12 protein-coding genes are annotated in these 17,846 nt (G+C 72.8%); 1 reads left to right on the forward strand and 11 read right to left on the reverse strand.

What is annotated here, in order from left to right; all coding sequences use genetic code 11:
- Positions 1–50 precede the first annotated feature (50 nt).
- The 11 genes from AB0C02_RS19020 to AB0C02_RS19070 are packed head-to-tail and all read right to left on the reverse strand — an operon-like array spanning position 51 to position 16,366.
- The gene (locus tag AB0C02_RS19020; protein WP_357549667.1) at positions 51–1,985 is read right to left on the reverse strand and encodes a TOMM precursor leader peptide-binding protein; all 1,935 of its coding nucleotides are present in this window, start codon (positions 1,983–1,985) and stop codon (positions 51–53) included.
- Complete coding sequence (locus tag AB0C02_RS19025) at positions 1,982–2,737, reverse strand: ABC transporter permease (protein WP_357549668.1); 756 nt, start codon at positions 2,735–2,737, stop codon at positions 1,982–1,984. Before AB0C02_RS19025 ends, AB0C02_RS19020 begins: the two co-directional genes overlap by 4 nt.
- Positions 2,734–3,660 carry an ABC transporter ATP-binding protein gene (locus AB0C02_RS19030; RefSeq protein WP_357549669.1) on the reverse strand — a complete coding sequence of 309 codons (927 nt, stop codon included), beginning with the start codon at positions 3,658–3,660 and terminating at the stop codon, positions 2,734–2,736. The genes AB0C02_RS19025 and AB0C02_RS19030 overlap by 4 nt, the downstream gene beginning before the upstream one ends.
- The gene (locus AB0C02_RS19035; protein WP_357549670.1) at positions 3,657–4,823 is read right to left on the reverse strand and encodes a peptidase M50; all 1,167 of its coding nucleotides are present in this window, start codon (positions 4,821–4,823) and stop codon (positions 3,657–3,659) included. The genes AB0C02_RS19030 and AB0C02_RS19035 overlap by 4 nt, the downstream gene beginning before the upstream one ends.
- Positions 4,820–5,893 (reverse strand): lantibiotic dehydratase C-terminal domain-containing protein, encoded by a 1,074-nt coding sequence (locus AB0C02_RS19040; RefSeq protein ID WP_357549671.1) that lies wholly within the window; start codon positions 5,891–5,893, stop codon positions 4,820–4,822. The genes AB0C02_RS19035 and AB0C02_RS19040 overlap by 4 nt, the downstream gene beginning before the upstream one ends.
- The gene (locus tag AB0C02_RS19045) at positions 5,890–8,622 is read right to left on the reverse strand and encodes a lantibiotic dehydratase (protein WP_357549672.1); all 2,733 of its coding nucleotides are present in this window, start codon (positions 8,620–8,622) and stop codon (positions 5,890–5,892) included. Before AB0C02_RS19045 ends, AB0C02_RS19040 begins: the two co-directional genes overlap by 4 nt.
- Positions 8,619–10,202, reverse strand: coding sequence for a nitroreductase family protein (locus AB0C02_RS19050; RefSeq protein WP_357549673.1), 1,584 nt, complete (start codon positions 10,200–10,202; stop codon positions 8,619–8,621). The genes AB0C02_RS19045 and AB0C02_RS19050 overlap by 4 nt, the downstream gene beginning before the upstream one ends.
- A 9-nt stretch (positions 10,203–10,211) precedes the next feature.
- Positions 10,212–12,089, reverse strand: a complete 1,878-nt coding sequence (locus AB0C02_RS19055) for a TOMM precursor leader peptide-binding protein (protein WP_357549674.1) — start codon at positions 12,087–12,089, stop codon at positions 10,212–10,214.
- Positions 12,086–14,254: a TOMM precursor leader peptide-binding protein gene (locus tag AB0C02_RS19060; RefSeq protein WP_357549675.1), complete on the reverse strand. Its 2,169-nt coding sequence runs from the start codon at positions 14,252–14,254 to the stop codon at positions 12,086–12,088. Before AB0C02_RS19060 ends, AB0C02_RS19055 begins: the two co-directional genes overlap by 4 nt.
- Complete coding sequence (locus AB0C02_RS19065; RefSeq protein ID WP_357549676.1) at positions 14,251–16,071, reverse strand: BTAD domain-containing putative transcriptional regulator; 1,821 nt, start codon at positions 16,069–16,071, stop codon at positions 14,251–14,253. Before AB0C02_RS19065 ends, AB0C02_RS19060 begins: the two co-directional genes overlap by 4 nt.
- Before the next feature lie 34 nt (positions 16,072–16,105).
- Positions 16,106–16,366 (reverse strand): hypothetical protein, encoded by a 261-nt coding sequence (locus AB0C02_RS19070; protein ID WP_357549677.1) that lies wholly within the window; start codon positions 16,364–16,366, stop codon positions 16,106–16,108.
- Positions 16,367–16,807: 441 nt separating this feature from the next.
- Here AB0C02_RS19070 and AB0C02_RS19075 point away from each other — a divergent pair, with 441 nt between their 5' ends.
- Positions 16,808–17,725, forward strand: a complete 918-nt coding sequence (locus AB0C02_RS19075; RefSeq protein WP_357549756.1) for a LuxR C-terminal-related transcriptional regulator — start codon at positions 16,808–16,810, stop codon at positions 17,723–17,725.
- The last annotated feature ends 121 nt before the right edge of the window (positions 17,726–17,846 follow it).

Genomic DNA, 17,846 nt, shown 5'->3' on the forward strand with positions numbered 1-17,846 from the left:
GGGCCGCCCGGGTGGGCGGCCCGACGTGTGCGTATCCGCCGGTGGTCGGCCTAGGGGAACGGGTGCGGCACCAGACGCAGATCGTCGTCGGTGCGGACGCCGTCGGCCAGCCCCGCCGCCTGCGGCGCCGTACGCAGCCGCGGCATGTGCGGGGCCCGCTGCCGGGTCCAGCCGAAGTCGATCGGCAGCAGCCCGGGCACGATCATGCACACCGAACGGAGCCCGATGGCCTCCTGCTCCGGTGTGGTCTGGTCGACCATGATGGCCTCGAACCCGCGCTCCCGCAGGGTGTCGAGCACCCGATGGAGGTCGTCGAGCAGGTCCCCGCTACCTGACGGGCGGTAGCCGGCGTACACCTGCTCCATGGGCAGCGGCCCGCCGCCCCGCAGGTACGTGCCGGCGTGCTCCGCCATCCGCGGCAGACCGAACAGCGCCGAGTGGTCCGGCAGCCGGCGCACCAGCGTGTAGTCGTCGGCCATCAGCTCCAGCTCGGCCCGGCGGCGACGCACCGTACCGGGCTGATGGGGGATGTAGGTGAGCGTTTCGGCGAGCGCGCCGACGACGGCCTGATCCGGGTCGACGTGGGCCGCGGCGGCGAACGACAGCAGGCCGGGACCACCGTCGTGGCGTACGGCGAGGCTGGTGACGACGGGCACGTCGAGGTCGATCCGGTTGTCGAAGGCGAACAGGCGATACCCCTGCAGCTCGGCCCGGTCGGCCATCGCCCGCACCTGCGACGGGCCGGAGGCCAGGTCGATCCGGGGCAGGGTCAGGTCGCCGTACCAGGCCAGCAGGAACGCGTCGCGCTCGATCAGCTCCAGCAGCCCGAACAGGGCCGCCTCGGTAAGACAGCTGCCGGTGGCGCAGCCGCTGGAGGACGACAGCACGAAGGTGTCGTCCGCGGCCGGCGAGCTGTAGAAGCAGAGCCGGCGTGGCACGAGCACCGGCCGGTCGGTGTGGAGGTTGTGGCCCCACACCCACGGTATCGGCCGCTCCGGCGAGAACCGGCGCAGGATCGGGTCGGTGTCGTACCCGGCGTCGGGAAGGGTGCCGCAGCTGTCCGGATGCAGGGCGTGCTCGCTGACGTCGGCGTAGGCCGCGACGACCGGGGTGACGTTGCGTCGGCGGTGCGTGCCCGCGTAGCGCTCCAGGCCCTCCAGGTACGCCAGTGACCGGCTGGCATCGTACCCGGTCGACTGGCCGCTCCAGGAGACGTCGAGCAGTCCGCCGTAGCCCCGGATGAAGACGCTGCCGGTGACCGGCGCGGTGGTGGGTGAGGTGATGGTGAGCTGGGTGCCCGCGCCCAGGGCTCCGCAGACGGGGTTGACCAGCGCGGTCTCCGGCATCGGATAACCACCGGCGGCGCGGAGGCGGTACGAGTCGGGCTGCGGCTTCGGCAGTGGCTGCCGCAAGCCCGCCGGGTCGGTGGGCGTGTCGGGCCGCGGGACCGCGCACGTCGGGCAGCGCGGCTCGGCCAGGATCGGATACGTCCGCACCCGCAGGCTGCCGAGGTCGAGTTGGCTGACCCGGGCGAGCGGGGCGCTGTGCCGGTCCCAGGTGGGCGGCGGTGGCAGCGGCGGGCCGGTGTGGACGGCCCGGTAGAGGTCCCAGACCGCGTCGAGGTGGTAGGCGGTCAGCGGCGGCCACGGACCGACCGCGGTCATCCGGTCACCGACCTCCAGGGCGTCGCGTTCGCTGCGGGTACGCAGCCGTTGCCACCGCACGGCCAGGCAGTGCCCGCACGCCGGGCTCGCCGCCGCGCCGCCCACCGGGCCGATCAGCACGGCGTCCGCGCTGAGGTGCACGGTGGCGTGGCGGCGGTCGGGCTGCGGCCCGGCGAGCGCGTCGCCGCCGCCCAGCGTCACGACGCGCGGTTCGCGGCCCGTGGGCTGCGCCGTCCAGCGCTCGTGCAGGTGGTCACGCAGCCGGGCCGCAGCGGCGGACAGCGGGGCAGTCGGCACTGCCGCCGCCGCGGTCGTGGTCATTTGTCGTGGCTCCAGCGGAAGGTACGCACACCGACGGCCGCGAACACGACGGCGAAGGCGACCAGTGCGCCGCACGCCAGCAGGTAGTCGTTCATCGTGCCGAACCCGGTGAACGCGTACGCCATGCCGTCGTTGACGTACCGCAGCGGCAGGGCCCGCGAGATCCCCTGCAGCCAGCCCGGCATCAGCTCGAGCGGGTAGAACGAGCCGGACAGGAACGCCATCGGCACCACGATGCAGTTGGCGATCGCGGCGACCGCCTCGGGGGTGTCCGCCCGGGAACCGACGATCAGGCCGAGGGCCAGGAACGCCGTCACCGCGAGCAGCATCACCGGCACCGACAGCGGCCACTTCGGGTCGGGGCGCATGCCGAGGATCGGCAACATGGCGACCCCGACGAAGAGTAGGCTCTGGGCCACGCCGATGGCGAGCGCGACGACGTAGCGGGAGCCGATCACCGACCAGATGCTGGTCGGGGAGAGCCGGATGATGCGCAGCAGGTCGTCGTTGCGCCACTGCATCAGGGTGAACGACACCCCGAACAGTGCGGCGCTGGCCAGACCCCAGGACAGGACGCCCGGGGCGATGAAGTCGATGTAGCCGTGGCCGGTCTCGGCGACCTCCTGGTTGTGGAAGATCAGCCCGAAGATGACCAGGAAGACGAGCGGGAACGCGAACGTGAAGAAGAGTGTCGTGGCGTCCCGGACGGTTGCCTTGTAGGTGGCTCGGGACAGTGCGGCGTACGCGCTCATACCTGGGCAGCTCCCATCAGCTCGAGGTAGACGTCTTCCAGGGTGACGGGCCGGGTCTCCACGTCGTCCAGGCTGTCCTCGGTGCCGAGCGCGGCCAGCACCCGGGCGGCCTGCGTCGTACGCAGGACGATGGCGCCGTCCTCGAGGTCGATGCCGTCGACGCCGTCGAGTTGGCCGGCCCGCTCGGGGCTCAGCCGGCCGGGGGGCACGACCAGGCGGGTGCCGACGCCGGAGCGGGCGATCAGCTCCCGGGGGGCGTCGAGGGCGAGGATGCGCCCGGCGGAGAGGATGGCGACCCGGTCGCACAGCCCCTGCGCCTCGTCGAGGTGGTGGGTGGTGTAGACGATGGTCTTGCCGCTGGCCTTGAGCTCCCGCAGCATCTGCCCGAGGTCGCGGCGGGCCTGCGGGTCCAGTGCGGCGGTGGGCTCGTCCAAGAAGATCACCTGCGGGTCGTGCACGAGCGCCGAGGCGATGGCCAGGCGCTGGCGCTGGCCGCCGGAGACGTTGGTGACCCGTACGTTGGCCGAAGCGGTCAGCCCGACCAGCTCCAGCGCCCGGTCGGCGGCGGACGCGGGCAGGCCGTACAGCGCGGCGACCGTCACCAGGTGCTCGCGGGCGGTCAGCCGGGTGAAGAACGCCGAGCGCTGGGTCTGCACGCCGATGAGGGGCAGCAAGGCGAGGTTGCGCGGGGCCGGCGACATGCCCAGGACGGTCACGGTGCCGCTGTCGGGGGTGCGCAGGCCCTCGATCATCTCGATGAGCGTCGTCTTGCCCGCGCCGTTGGGCCCGAGCAGACCGAAGAACTCGCCGCGGCTGATCGAGACCGAGATGTCGTCGACCGCCCTCACCTCGCCATACGACTTGCTCACTGCGTCCAGCACGATCGCTGGACCGTCGGTGGGTGACATTGGCTCGCCTTTCACTGGTTGTCCTGCCGGGAAGGTTGAGGCTGCGACGGGTCGGTGGGGCGGACGCGTCGGGGCCGGGCCAGCCAGCCGGCGGTCGTCAGGCCGACGATCGCGGCGGGCAGGACGTAGCCGAGCGCGCCGAGACCGGGCTCGAGCCGCGCGCCAACGAAGTAGATCACGGTGACTGCGACCGTGGCGACCGCGAATATCCACCAGATGCCATAGAGGCCGAGACAGATCGCGGCCCGGCGCGGGTAGCGCGGGCTGGCTCGCCGCAGCAGGCGTCGAGGCGCCGTGTACAGGTAGCGGCGGCTCTCCGGGGCCAGGTCCAGCATGCCCAGCAGATGACTGACGATCTTGTAACCGTCCAGTGGCGACAGGGGAATGACATTGACCAACGTCTGGGCCGCGCCGAGGAGCACGTACGCGCTGAACAGCCCGCCGGCGGGACCGCCCGACGCGGCCGCGAGCGCCGCGCCGGCGAGCAGCAGGAACAGGCCGTTGGCCACCGCGCCGGCCGCCGCGATCACCACCTGTTCCCGACGTCGCGGCAGATACTGGTAGTCGTCGACCCGGCAGGTGAGCGTGGCCAGGTTGATGCGGTTGACGGTGGCTCCGAAGTGCACGGCCGCCACCGCGTGGGCGAACTCGTGCAGCGCGGCGCCGAGCCAGGCGAGCAGCACCAGCACGAGCAGGCTGACGGGATCGGTGAACGCCGGGCGCGCGGCCTGCCAGAGCGGATCGAGCCGCAGCACGACGCCCACCAGCAGCGCGGCGACGAGCACGCACAGCAGCGCGAAGACCGCGGGGTGCAGCAGCCACCGCAGCCGGCGGGCCCACCAGCCGACCGCCCGGTGCCGCGCGGGCGTCGCCACGGGCTCAGCGGCGTCGCTGCTGAGCAGGTCGCGCTCGTGCAGCAGCCACAGCAGCCGGACCCAGTGCTCGTCGTTGAGACGGCGACCGAACTCGGCGGCGTACTCGGCGGTGATCTCGGCCAGCGAGCGGACGCCGTCGAGGCGGCGGACGAGGAACTGTTCCTTGGCCGCGATCTCGAACGCCCGGCCGTCGCGGCGGTTCTTGATCAGGTAGACGGTGGCGGGCCCGCGCCGCAACGGCCGCGAGAAGATCAGATCCTCGCGCAGTCGGGGGCGTTTGGCCAGCAGGCCCGAGCCGGTCACGCCGGCACCGCCGGGTCGCGCAGCACCCGCGCGAGCAGGTAGGACAGGTACGCCTCGTCGCGGATGGTGGCGTGCAGCCGGTTGTTGGTCATGTGCAGGTACGGCGAGAGCAGCGCCGCGAGCGCCTCACCCGGATCGGTGATGACCCGGTCCTCGCCGCCGCTCCACGTGCTGACGGTGAGCCGACCGGAAGCGGCCAGGTCAAGCACCTTCCCCTTGAGCTGCACGGCGTGTTCGGCCCAGCCACGCAGGAATCCCGGCAGGCGCTGGGTCTCGCCCCGCTGCACGAGGGCGAGGATCAGCTTCACCCGGCGACCCAACTCCTCGGCGACGCCGTCGTACATGCGGGTGTACTCCTCGATGCCGATCAGGCTGGTGCCGGCGAACGCGCGGTGCCAGAACTGGTGATAGCGGTCGAGGAAGTCGACCAACTGCTCCCGGTCGGTCAGGAACGTGCCCGCCATCACCGTCATCAACTGCGCGGCGACGCCCAGCAACACGGGACGCAGGTGCAGGTTCATCGACGAGACGGCCCGCAGGACCACGTCGCTGGAGTGCTGGAAGTGCCACTCGGCGACCTCGATCCCCTCGGGCCCGCCGTACTTGCCGTATTCCGGCTCATAGGGCCGGTAGCTGACGGAGTTGTTGGGCTGCAGCAGCATCTGCCCGTTCGCGTCGACCAACTCCGGCGGCCTGCCGTCGGGGAACTCCAACGCGAACAGGATGTCGTAGAGCTCCCGCAGGTAACCGTGGCCCATCGCGTAGAGCGCCGGGCGGACGGCGAGGAACCGGCCGACCGCCGCCTCGGCCTGGGCCCGCACCGCCGGCTCGTCGGCGGGGGTACGCGGGCGCAGCCGCAGCCGCACGTGCGGCCCCTCCAACCAGTAGTTGATGAAGAAGTGGCCGGCGAGCAGCCCCTGCTCGGTCAGGTCGCGGATCAGCGGTGCGACGCACTCGACCAGCAGGGGCTGCGGGTTGGCCGCGTAGAAGATGTGCAGGGCGAGCCACTGTCGACGCGGGTCGGTGGCCCGATCGGCCTCAAGTGGCGCGGCGCCGGCTGACGCGGTCATCGGTTCTCCCCGGGGTCGGTACGGAAGGTCTCCACGGCCAGTTCGCAGACGTGGTCACCGCGCTCGCCGCGGGCCGCCAACTCGTTCGCGGCGGGCAGCAGCTCGCGGAGCACGATCCGGTCGTCCGGCGCGTCGAGGGCGGCCCGCAACGCCTGCAACGACAGCGGGCTGTCGAAGTCGACGTACTGCGGCTTCGGGTTGGCCACCAGCCGACCCGGCTCGGCCGGGTAGACGGTGGCGAACACCTGCGGCGGCAGGCCGTGTCGCGCGCGCCACCGGCGCCAGTCGAGGAAGGCCGCCGGGTCGGCCGCCGGATCACCCGCGTCCGGCAGGTCGCGTACCCGCGCCGACCAGCTGCGGCGGCTGAGCACGACGTTGCCGGCGCGCAGCCGCGGTCGGGTGGTGACCCCGTCGCGGCCGGCCACGGCGGGCACACCGCGCCACGCGTCGAGCCGCGCCAGCGACGCCGGCGACAGCAGCAGAAGGGTACGCGGGATCTGCGGCAGCGCCATCGGCACCAGGTAGCCCAGGTAGACGGGGATGACCTCCCGGTCGAGACGGGTGGACCGCAGCACGATCCGGTCGGTGTCCGGGTCGTGCACGAGATACAGGTCGTCGAGGGTGAGCTGCCGTTCCGGCGGGGCGCTGCTGGTCTCGCCCGGGCAGACGATGACGTGGTCGGTGAGCCTCGCGTGCAAATTCAGATTGGTGGTGGCGGACCCACCGGTCAGCTCCGCGAACACCGCGCCGGGCGGCGTGATCGCGCTCGCCTGCCGACGCAGCCGATCGGCGAGCGTCGGGGTGTCGCGGTCGAAGCAGTGGGTGAAGCGACTGAACGGGAAGGACAGCCCACCGAACGACTGGTTGAGCACCACCAGCGGGTCCGGGTCACGCATGGCCAGCTGCACGAAGTGCCCCTGCGGATGGAAACCACGGGTGGTGTCGCCGAGCATCGCGCCCACCTCGTCGAACAGGTCCGCCGGCAGCAGCAGTTCGTTCCGGTCCGGGTGGGCCTCGGCGAGCGCGCGCAGTCGGTCGGCGAAGGTCTGCCGGGCCTGGTCCAGCGCGGTCATCTCGGGCCTGCCCAGCCAGTTCTCCTCCGGCGTGTACGTGCCGTCGTCGGCGAACGGACGGTGCCCGGCGGTGTAGGAGGAGTACTGGTCGTAGAGGTCGTCGTGGAAGTCCTCGACCAGGCGCAGCAGGTCGTCGCAGCGGCCGCCGACGCCGAACCGGGCCAGGAAGAACCCGTGGAACATGATCCGGTGAGGCAGATTCTGGTCGAAGGCGGGCAGGATCCGTTCCACCGCGGCGAGCTCGGTGCCGACCAGCCGCTGCCAGGCCCCGGCGGACACGGCGACGGGTGCACCGCCGACGCGGCTGTCCTCGTACAGCAGGGTCTGCGGCAGGGCCGCGTCCTGCTCGCCGAGGGCCGCCATCGCCGCGCGCAACGCGACCCGCAGCGTGTCCAGCAGTTCCCGGCGTCGCCCGAGGTCACCGCGCCGGTAGGCGTCGACCAACTCCACGATCTCGTCGAGCCGGCCGGCGAGCTCGCGGGCCCAGGGCCGGTCGAGCTCTCCCAGCGTGCCGGCCAGCGTCCGCATCGGATCCGGGGTGTGCACGTCGGTGTCCAGGCCCACCAGCCGGAGCATGCCCAGTCGCAGCAGGGTCGACAGGTACGCCTCCCCGTCGGCCCGGGTGGCGCCGGTCCGCTCGCACAGCCGATCCACCAGGTCGGCGCAGCGAATCGTGCCGCGTTCCTGCAGCAGGGTGGTGAGCTCGTCCAGGACCCCGCTGCGGCGCAGGAAGAACAGCCCATCCCGCACCGAGTCGAAGCTGACCGCGGCGCTGTCGTCGCCGGCGGTGACCCAGTGGCGCACGTACCGGATCCGGTCGGCGTCGCGACGCCAGCCCGGGCTCAGCGCGACCGGCAGGTCGCCGCGCCGCCGCGGATCGGCGCTGATCAGGTCGGCCAGTCGGGCGACGAGCACGACGTTGAGGCGGACATGGCGCTGCCAGTCCTCGCCGACCGTGATGTCCAATCCCGACCCGGTGTCGTCGAAGCGGCCCAGGGCGATCGCGGTGAAGGTGCTGAACGGGCTGGTCTTGCACGCGGTGCGGTAGAGGTAGGACAGCAGGGAGCGCTCGACGCGGCGGGTCCGCTTGTTCGCCGGGCGGGTCAGGTCCGGCCGGGCGGCCGTGGCGAGCTGCCCGTCGAGGGTCGGCGAGGCGAGTTGCAGGCCGCCGCGCAGGCGCGGTTCGTCGGCCAGGTCCCACAGCGACGCGCGCGCCCGGGCGACGTCGGCGGCGAACACCGTGGCCCCGTCGGCCTGGAGTCGGGCGAGCCGCACGCGCAGGTCCAGCCACCGCCGCACCGCCGGCAGCGCCGACGGGCGGGCGCGTTCGACCGCGGCGAGTGCCGGTTCGGGGGAGGCGGGCAGGGCGTTGTTGAAGATCTGCCGCCGCAGGGCCAGCAAGCGCCGCCGCGAGTGCTCGTCCTCGTTGGCGTTGACGAGGTCGTGCAGCAGTTGGCTGAGGTCGTCCCCGTCGGCCGTGAGCCGGTCGTGCAGGGCGAGCACGGAGTCGGCCCATTCGCAGGCCTGGGGACAGCGGAGCGGGTCGACCGTCGACAGGGGCAGGCCGGCGACCCGGGCGGTGAAGTAGGACCCCGTCCGCCAGTGCGCCTCGGCGGCGGGTCGGAGTGGGCTCTGCGCCCGCGCTGCCGGTGTCATCGCAGCTCGTAGCGGTAGTCGCCGAGCTGGGTGCGCTCATGGCCGGCCAGCATGATGAGCAGCGGGAACTCGCCGGCGTCGGAGAGTGCCAGCTCCTCGACGTACGAGACGCTGTCGAAACCCAGCGCCACTCCCGCGCCGAGGCGCAGTGCCGCGGCGGCGGTGTAGAAGGTCTGGGAGATGGCGCCGACGGTGGCGTTGACGAGGTTGTAGCCCCGGTCGCCGGTGGCGTCCAGCACGGCATGGGTGCGTACGGTCGGGACGAGAACGACCGCGGCCTGTTCCAGGTTGTAGTTGGCCAGGAAGTAGTTCCGCTGGAGGAAGTCGCCCGGCGGGCCGCCGGTGACCCGGACCAGGGTGTGTTCCTCGGGGTCGTACGCGTAGCCCCCGGCGGGCACGCCGGCGACATGGTTGACGAAGGCGTAGACCTTGGCCAGCGGACGGTCGGCGGCGCCGTCGATCTCGCACGGCACGGTGGTGCCGGCGGTCGCCCGCAGCAGCGCCGCGAGGTGTTCCGCCGAGATCGGCCGGCGGGCCGAGAACCGGCCGAAGCTGCTGCGGCGGTCCGCGAGAGCGGTGCTGACGGGGATCTCCATCGGCGCGGCGGGCGGCAGCGGCAGCCCGGTCCCGGCCGGGGCCGGGTGCGCGGCGGCGTCCGCGAGGGCCCCGATCGGCGGCCGGTCGACGGCCGCGGCGGTGCTGCGGTTGATCCGCCGCAGCGTGTCGAAACTGATCACGGTGCGGGACCGCTCCTGGTCGGTGTGGCGGACCCGCCCGGGCGTCGGCGGCGGCGCGTCCACCGCAGCAGCGGGCGCGGCCCAGGTCAGGGGCACGACCGCGAACAGCGCCTCGTCGTCGGGTGCGAGCCCAAGCAGGTCGGCGAGGTCGGCCTGGTCGAACCACAGGACCGGCCGGATCTGTCGGCCCTGGGCGCCGGCCCACAGTCGCCAGGTCTGCAGCAGGGTGCCCACGTCCATCGACACGGCATGGTAGGAGAAGTTGTTGTACTTGAAGGCGTTCTGCCAGAACTTGACCCCGATGACCAGGAACTGGTCGGCGGGGCGGCGCGGGTTGACCGCCGCGTTCACGCGGGCGGTGACGTCACCGGCCAGCAGCCGTTGCATCGCGTGCCGGGCGTGGGCGTAGTAGTAGACCCCGGGGCTGACCCCGGCGCCGGGCCCCGCGACCCAGTAGACGCTGCACGGGTAGAGGCCGCCGCCGGAGGCGGTGCCGCGGTGCCAGTTGGCGTGGGCGTACGAGGGCAGCGCGGCGAGGTCGGTGTTGGCCTGGATGCCGAGCCGACGCCCGAGCAGCCCGTACGAGTGGTGCAGCATGCCGGCCAGCAGCGCCAGCGTGAACGGCTCGTCGGCGTCGCCGGGGCCACGCAACGCGCTGTCCAGATCCGCGCTGACCGCCGGCGCGGTCGGCAGCGGGAAGGCGGTCGCCGCCGGGTAGTACTTGCCGCGCCGGGGTGCGTCGGCCCAGTTGGGGGTGAAGTCGACCGGAGGCATCGGATCACGGCCGCGGCGCAGGATCGCGGTCGCGTACGCGTGGGCGAAGCCGGGGGTCTCAGGCATCATGGCGGCACCTCACGGGAACGGGTGGGGAACGGAGTGGATCTCGTCGTCGTGCAGGTCGCGGTCGAGCAGGCCGGCGCTACGGAAGGCGGTCCGCAGCCGCCGCGAGCGTGGGGCGCGCTGGCGCATCCACCCGAAGTCGATCGGCAGGAGCCCCGGTACGACGACGCTGGCGGTGGCCAGGCCCAGGTCGCGCTGTTCGGGTGTGGTCTGGTCGACGGCGATCACGTCGAAGCCCTGCGCGGTCACCGCCTTGAGGCAGTACTCGAGGTCGTCGCGCAGATCGCCGGAGACGGGTGGGGCGGGGCGGTCCCGCTCGTACAGGTCGGTCATCGGCACCGGGTGCGGGCCGCGCGCCAACAGGAACGCGGCGTGGTGCGCCATCTCGGGCAGGCCGTACAGCAACGGGTGGTCGTGCAGGCCCTGCACCTGGGAGAAGTCGGTCACCATCCGGCGCAGGCGGGCCTCGTCGGCGCCGGCGCGGACCCGGACCATCACCGAGTCGGTGGCGATCTCGCACAGGGCCGCCGTGATCGCGGCCTGCGGGTCGAGGCTCGCCCCGCCCCCGAACGCCAGCGTGCCGAGGCCGCCGTCCTCGCGGGTGGCCACCGCGGTGACCACCGGGATGTCGAAGGTCATCCGGGTGTCGAAGAACCTGGCGCGGTAGCCGTACATGGCCAGCCGGTCGATCATCATGCGGGTCTGCGGCCGTTCGATGCTGGCCGGATCGATCTCCGGCAGCGACCGGGCGCCGTACCAGGCCAACAGGAAGGCGTCCCGCTCGACCGCCTCCATCAGTCCGTGGTAGACCGCCTCCACCAGCGACGCGCCGGAGGCGCACCCGTTGGACGTCTCCTGGACGAAACGTTCCTCGATGCTCGCCGCGTGGTAGTAGACGAGGACCTCGGGCACCAGCAGCGGTCGCTGGTCCCGCAGCGACCAGCCCCAGACCCAGGTGATCGGCCGCTCCGGATCGAATCGGCGCACGTACGGGTTGGCCTGGTAGAACTCGTCCGAGTAGAGCCCGCACTCGCGGGGGTCGAGGGCGTCGTCGCCAAGTTCGCGCAGGGTCGCGGTGACCACGGTGCGCTTGGTGCGGGGGCGCAGTCCCGCGGCGCGTTCGAGACCTTCCAGCACGGCGATGCGGGCGCTCCGCCGGTAGCCGTCGGCGTGCCCGCCGTACAACGTCTCCCGTAGGTAGCGGCCGCTGCGCAGGGTGAAGGAGCCGACCGCCGGGGAGGTCGACAGCGAGGTGACGTCCTGCCACAGGGGTGCGCCGAGCGCACCGCAGACCGGGTTGGCGAAGGCCTCGACGTTTAGCGGGTAGGCGTCCAGGTCCTGGCCGCGGAACGTGCCCGGCGCGCTCTTCGGCGTGGCGCGCAGCTCGATCGTGGCGAGCTCCGGCGCGTCGGCGACACCGCCGCCACACCCGGGGCACTCCGGGTCGGCCAGCAGCGGAACCCGGTGCACCCGCAGGGTCTGCAGGTCGACCTGGAACACCGTGCTCGGGCCGCCGTCGTCAGGTGTGCCGGTGGTGCGGCGCGCCTCGATCAGGGCGTGCAGGAAGTCCGCGACGAACGGGGTCGCGTACGGCCAGGGACCCGCCGCGACGGTGTCTCCGCCGAGCTCGACCGCATCCCGCAGATCGCGGTGCCGCACCGCCTGCCAGCGCCGCGCCAGACAGGTCCCGCACGCCGCCGCCTGCGGCGCCGGCCCGAGCAGCGCCACGTGCCCGTACAGCAGCACGCGGGGTGACCGAGCCGGCCGGGCCGGAGCGGTCAGCTCGTCGCGTACCCCCAGCGGGACCACCTCGGCGTCGCAGCCGCGCTCGGCGAGCAGACGCGCCAGGCCCGCGCAGATCAGCTCGTCGACCACCGCCATCTCGCTCATGCGGCCACCAGCACCTTGACCGCGACGAGCCCGCCGGCCGCCAGGTCCGCGCCACCGACGGGCGCCACGAGGACGTCGTGGCCGTGCTCCCGCAGCCGGCGCAGCACATCGGCCCAGCGGCTGTCCCCGCCGGCGCCGGCCACCGTCTCGCCGTGCGCCGCGACGGTGCCGGCGTCGAAGTCACCCAGCACCGGGTCGCCGACGTCCGGGACCAGATCCGGCGCCTGTTCGCGCAGCTGCGCCTGGCCCAGCAGGTCGCGTAGCGCGGCGACGGCCGCCCCCGTCCACACCGGGTCGGCGGCGAGGGCGTACGACCACTGGCCGTGCGTCTGGTCCCGGTAGCGCGCCAGCAGCACCGTCAACCCGGTGGCGGGCTGGCCGCCCAGGTCGAGCAACTCCATCGTGACGCCGAGGTTCGCCGCCGACTTGGTCAGGAAAACCAGCTCGGGGTGGGTGCCGATGGAGTCGAGGCGGACCTGCCGCGCCGTGGCCCGACCGTCGACGACCTGCCGCAGCGCGTGGTAGGCGAGCGCGGAGGCCAGCCCGGCACGGACCGCTTCGGCGAGGTCACCACCCGCGCCCCCGCCGGCGCAGGTCGGCTCCGCGCCGCGACCGCGGTTGGCCGCCCCGAACGGCTCCAGCACCGCTGTCGGCACCGCCGCCACCTGGCCGGTGAGCAGCGAACGGGCCGCGGACCAGCCCTCCGCGACGGGGTCGCCCCAGCCCGAGGCGAGGCCGAGCCGGGCGGCGTCGAGCCGGGGAGCGTCGTCGGGGGCGGGTCGGGCGACCGCGGTGTGGCCGGCGCCGGTCACGGCCGCCACCCGCAGCGCCCGTAGCCGGGCAGCGGCGACGTGATGGACGTCGAAGGCGCTCACGGTACGGCGTCGGCCGCTGCCGTCGGTGAACTCGACCGCGCCGATCTTGATCGGGGTCTGATCCCAACGCTCGTCGTCGTAACGGCGGAACACACCCAGGCGAGGCTGGAGCAACGGCTGGTGGGCGGCCAGCCGCGCCACGGCCTCCTGCGCCTGCGCGGACGGGTCCTCCTCGTCGTCGGTACCGGCGGGCCTGACGTCCAGCTCGACGTCGTCCCAGGACGGCTGCGGCGGCTCCGGGCGGCAGAAGACGCACCGGGGGTGGGTCAGCAGCGGCTCGGCCAGGACATCGAGCGACGCGAGGTGCTGCACGATCACACTGCCGTCGGTTTCCGGCGGGAGCGCCCCGGTGGTGAGCCGGAAGACCTCGTACGCCAGCAGGTTGCCGACCATCGCCGCCAGCGGCCCGTCCGGCTGGGCGACCGCCGGCGCGGCACCGGACGGCAGCGCCGCGGCCCGCCACACGTTCCCGGCGGCGCCGGTCGCGTCGTTGTCGGCGAGTCGCATCATCGCGCAGCACCAGCAGCCCTGCCGGCCCTCACCCTGCACCGGGCCCACCAGCATGCGCCCGCCGGCGACCCAGGCCGGCAGGAGCAGCCGGTCCCCCGGGATGCCCGCGGCGAGCAGCCGCAGGGTGTCGCGGGGAGCGTCGTCGCCGGCCGCCACGACGACGACGTCCGCCGCCTTCAGTTCCGACCAGCCGATGTCGGTGCCCGCACCGGGCAGCTCCGCGACCGTCGCGACGCAACCCGCCGCGTTCAACTCGGCCAGGTCCGCCGAGAGCGGCGGCGCGACCGCGGGCGACACGGTCACCGTGGCGGCGCCGTTGCGCAGCAGGGCGGCGGCGCACGCCCGAGCGACGGGGCCTGTGCCCAGCACCGCGACGCGAGTCGCGCGGAAGGCGGCGAACCGCTGCGGCGCCCGGTCGGTGTAGTGGTCAAGGTAGGCGATCTGGGCGGCGAAGTGCTCGGCCACGGCCGGGTCCAGGGTCGCCGACGGGTCGTCCTCTTCCGGGACGTCGCGAGCGAATCCGCGTGCGTAGAGCGCGCTGACCAGCTCGCCGATCATGGCACGCTGCGCGGTGGGCAGCGGGGCGCAGATGTCGGCGACCCTGTTGCGGCCGTTCAGGTGCGGGACGAGCAGTGACGCCAGCCGGTACGCGGTGGCCGAGGACAGCCGGAAGCCGCTGTTGGCATTGTGGAACAGCACCCCGTCCTCGGTGCGGGTGAACAGCACGTCGTGGCGCATCCGCGGGCGTGTCCGCGCCACCGTGTCGTAGGCAGTGCTCATCGAAGAGATCCCTTCGCTCGGTACGGGGGTGGTGGCGGGCCCTGGGGTGGTGCGTGACGGTTGGCGGCATCTCGTGCGTGCAGCCGCAGCAGGTCCCGGATCCAGTAGTGGTCCGCGGCCTCTTCGACCAGGCTGTGGTCGACGAGTTGGTCGAGGAGGTCGCGGGCTGCGGCTGGTTCGACGTCGAGCAGGTCCACGGCCCGGTCCGTGGTGATCTTGTCGGGGGCCGAGGTGGCCAGCCGGAGGAACGCACCGGTCAGCCGCCCTCCCGCCCGGGCCAGCGCGGCGTCGAGGCGGAACCCGAGCGACATGTCCGGATCACCGGGCAGGCTCAGCCGGCCGACGAGGTCCGCGCGCAGCCACTCGACCGCTTCCGCGAGGGTCATGCGGGCCCGCAGGAGAATGCGGGTGGCGGCGATGCGCAGGGCCAACGGCAGGTGCTCGCACAGCGCCGCGAGGGTCGCGGCGGCCTGCGGTTCGCCACTCACCCGCTCGGGCCCCAGCGCCGCGTCGAGCACCCGCAGAGAGTCGGCGGGATCGAGTGGCTCGACCCGATGCAGCCAGCCACCGAGCCGCGCGACCAGACCGGACAGGCTCGGCCGGCTCGTCAGGAGCATGACGTCGCCGGGGGCCAGCAGTGCCGGCAGTTCCCGCGCCTGCGTGGCGTCGGCGACGTCGTCGACCAGCAGCAGCCGTGGACCGGTACGGACGCCGTGGCCGCTGATCGCGGCCAGCAGCTGCCGCTCGGCGTGCTCGATCGGTGAGACGGCACCGGTGGTGCCCGACATCTCCACCGACAGTTGACCGCCGGGAAAGTCGTCGGCGACGAGCTGCGCGACGTGCCGCGCCAGTGCGGTCTTGCCGACGCCCGGCGGGCCGCTGAGCACCACGATCGGGGTGCCCGCGCGGAGTCGGTCCGAGATGGTGCGGCAGAGCGCGACCCGGCCGACGAAGCCGGGCGCGACCGTGGGGTGACCGAGTGGCGAGGCGGGTCGCGCCACCGGGCCGGCCGGGGCGGGCGGTTCGCCGCGCAGGATGGTCAGTTCCAGCTCCCGCAGCGCGGGGCCGGGGCCGACGCCGAGCTCGTTGCCGAGATGCTCCCGGATCCTGCGCAGTTCCGCCAACGCGTCGGCCTGCCGGCCGGTCCGGTACAGCACCTCGATGAGCTGCTCGGAGAAGCGCTCGTTGGCCGGATAGGCGCGGGTCGCGGCCCACAGGTCCACCAGCACCGAACGGTCGCGGCCCAGCCCGACCTTCAGGTCGCAGACCCGCTCGATCACCCGGACCCGCTCCTCGCTGATGCGGGGCACGATGTCCCGGTGCAGCGACTCCGACGGCACGTTGGCCAGCACCGGGTCGTTCCACAGCGCAAGCGCCTCCGCCAGCACGGCCAGTTCGACCTCGGGATCCGGTTCGTCGCGGGTCTGCCGGATCAGGTCGCGGAAGCGCATCAGGTCGACGGTGTCCGCGGTGGCCGTGATGCGGTATCCCCCGGGCACGGTCTTGATCACACTGCCGGTGATGCCGTGGCGAGTGAACAGCTGTCGGAGCCGGAGCGCGCACGTCTGCAGCGCGGCCTTGGCCGAGGCCGGCCGTTCGTCGCCCCAGATCGCCTGTTGCAGGGTGGCGACCGACACCACCTCGTCGGGATGCAGCAGCAGCGCCGCCAGGAGCGAGGCCACCTTCGACGACGGCAGGACCAGCGCGTCGACGCCGCTGGTGAGGGTCAGCGGGCCGAGCACGCGGAACGCCGCGGTTGGCGCGGCCACCGGAGGCGCGTCACGCCGCCCGGGCGGGCTCACCACTGCACGCTCCATCGTGATCTCCCCGTGTCGATGGACGAACGCCGGCCTAAATGACCGTCCAGCCACGCAACGCCGGCACACTCCGGATCGCACGCTCGCAGACGCGCTGCACGATGTAGTCGGAAATTTCCTGCTCGGAGGCCACCGTGAACACCGCGACCGCCACCCGCCCCGCGATCGCGCGGGCGTGGATGTGCCTGATGCCGTCGGCTGCGGTGGCGTTGAGCCACAACAGGTCCGTCAGCTCGCCGGCGGACAGGTCGCAGTCATCGTGCGGTGGCCGCAGCGCGATCCGGGTGAGCAGCACGGTGAGCCTCCGCCGCGAGTCGCGGTCACGAACGACCTGGGACCGGCTGTCCACTGTCGCCCGGTACGCATCGGGCACCTCCCTCGCCTGCGGCACTTCTGTAGCGACGTCGGAGAAAGCGTGCGGTTCGGTCGTCGCTCCTGTCATCACCTCGGGCGTTGCCGGAACCGGCCGTGGCCGGTTCCGGTACGGCCGGAGATCGCCATACATTCACCATTGTCGCCTTAGTGGCTGCCGGACCCACTTGTCGCATTGATAAACATTGCCGCCCTGCGCACCGGTTCGCACCCCAGCTGGTCAGGGTCTTCACGACCCGAACAGCCAATTGAGACCTTGCGATGAACACGAATTCAATTAAGATGATCAATTCATGACGCCGGGGAGGAGACCTTGCTCGAACGGATGGGAGTGTCGGCAAACGCCGAAGCCGTGTACTGGGCCATGGTGGACCACCCGGCGTGGGACGTGGGCGAACTCGTCGCGCATCTCGACATCCCGGAGACGGCCATCCATGACGCGCTGTCCGCCCTGGCGGACCAGGCGCTCATCACACCGTCGACCAGCCGGCCGGGCACCCTGCGCGCGGTGAGCCCACAGCTCGGCCTGATCGCCCTGCTGGACCAGGCCGAGCAACAGATGCTCGCCCAGCAGGCGAAGCTCCAGGCGGTTCGCGCCTCGGTCCTCGCCCACGCCGCCCGCCGTGACACCCATCGAGAACGGGAGGAGATCGTACGGCTGGAAGGGCTCGACGCGGTGCGCGATCGCCTCGCCGAACATGCCAGCACCGCGATCGACAGCTTCCAGACGCTGACCACCGGCGCGGCGATGCCGACGGAAGCCATCGAGACCGGCAAGACGCTGAGCCGGATCGCGCTGTCCCGGGGCGTGACGATCCGGCACATCTACCAGGAGAGCACCCTGCAGGACGCCGACTCGCTCGCCTACGCCCAGTGGATGGCCGAACGAGGCGAGCAGAGCCGGGTCATGCCGGAGGCCCCGGTACGCATGACCATCGTCGACCGGCGGTTCGCACTCATCCCGATCGAGCCGCGTTCCGGGCGCGGCGCACTGGAGATCCGCGGTAACCGTCTCGTCTCGGCGTTGTGCCTGCTGTTCGAGATGCTGTGGGACAAGAGCACACCCTTCTCCCGGCGATTCGCGAACAGTCACGGGCTGAGCGACCAGGCGACCGCCATCCTGCGGCTGCTCCGTCGGGGCCGCACCGACGAGGCGATCGGCCGCCAGCTGGGGCTCTCCGAGCGCACCGTGCGCCGCACGGTGTCCGACCTGATGAAGCGCCTCGACGCCGATAGCCGCTTCCAGGCCGGCGTGGAGGCGGCGCTGCGCGGCTGGGTCTGATCGCGCCGGGCAGCATGCCACCGAAGGGCATAGCCGGCGACCCCGCGGCCAGGGTCGCCCACGATGGACGGCCTATCCACGTCACATCACCTCCGATCAGGGCCCTGGCGGTCCCACGGCG

Origin of the sequence: Micromonospora sp. NPDC048999 (assembly GCF_040649295.1) — a bacterium.
Lineage (GTDB): Bacteria > Actinomycetota > Actinomycetes > Mycobacteriales > Micromonosporaceae > Micromonospora.

What these genes read in the sequence shown, in the direction of transcription:
- AB0C02_RS19065 (WP_357549676.1), bottom strand. Translation starts at nt 16,071, where the DNA reads ATGGAGCGTGCAGTGGTGAGCCCGCCCGGGCGGCGTGACGCGCCTCCG.
- AB0C02_RS19075 (WP_357549756.1), top strand. Translation starts at nt 16,808, where the DNA reads ATGGTGGACCACCCGGCGTGGGACGTGGGCGAACTCGTCGCGCATCTC.
- AB0C02_RS19055 (WP_357549674.1), bottom strand. Translation starts at nt 12,089, where the DNA reads ATGAGCGAGATGGCGGTGGTCGACGAGCTGATCTGCGCGGGCCTGGCG.
- AB0C02_RS19040 (WP_357549671.1), bottom strand. Translation starts at nt 5,893, where the DNA reads ATGACCGCGTCAGCCGGCGCCGCGCCACTTGAGGCCGATCGGGCCACC.
- AB0C02_RS19025 (WP_357549668.1), bottom strand. Translation starts at nt 2,737, where the DNA reads ATGAGCGCGTACGCCGCACTGTCCCGAGCCACCTACAAGGCAACCGTC.
- AB0C02_RS19020 (WP_357549667.1), bottom strand. Translation starts at nt 1,985, where the DNA reads ATGACCACGACCGCGGCGGCGGCAGTGCCGACTGCCCCGCTGTCCGCC.
- AB0C02_RS19060 (WP_357549675.1), bottom strand. Translation starts at nt 14,254, where the DNA reads ATGAGCACTGCCTACGACACGGTGGCGCGGACACGCCCGCGGATGCGC.
- AB0C02_RS19045 (WP_357549672.1), bottom strand. Translation starts at nt 8,622, where the DNA reads ATGACACCGGCAGCGCGGGCGCAGAGCCCACTCCGACCCGCCGCCGAG.
- AB0C02_RS19050 (WP_357549673.1), bottom strand. Translation starts at nt 10,202, where the DNA reads ATGATGCCTGAGACCCCCGGCTTCGCCCACGCGTACGCGACCGCGATC.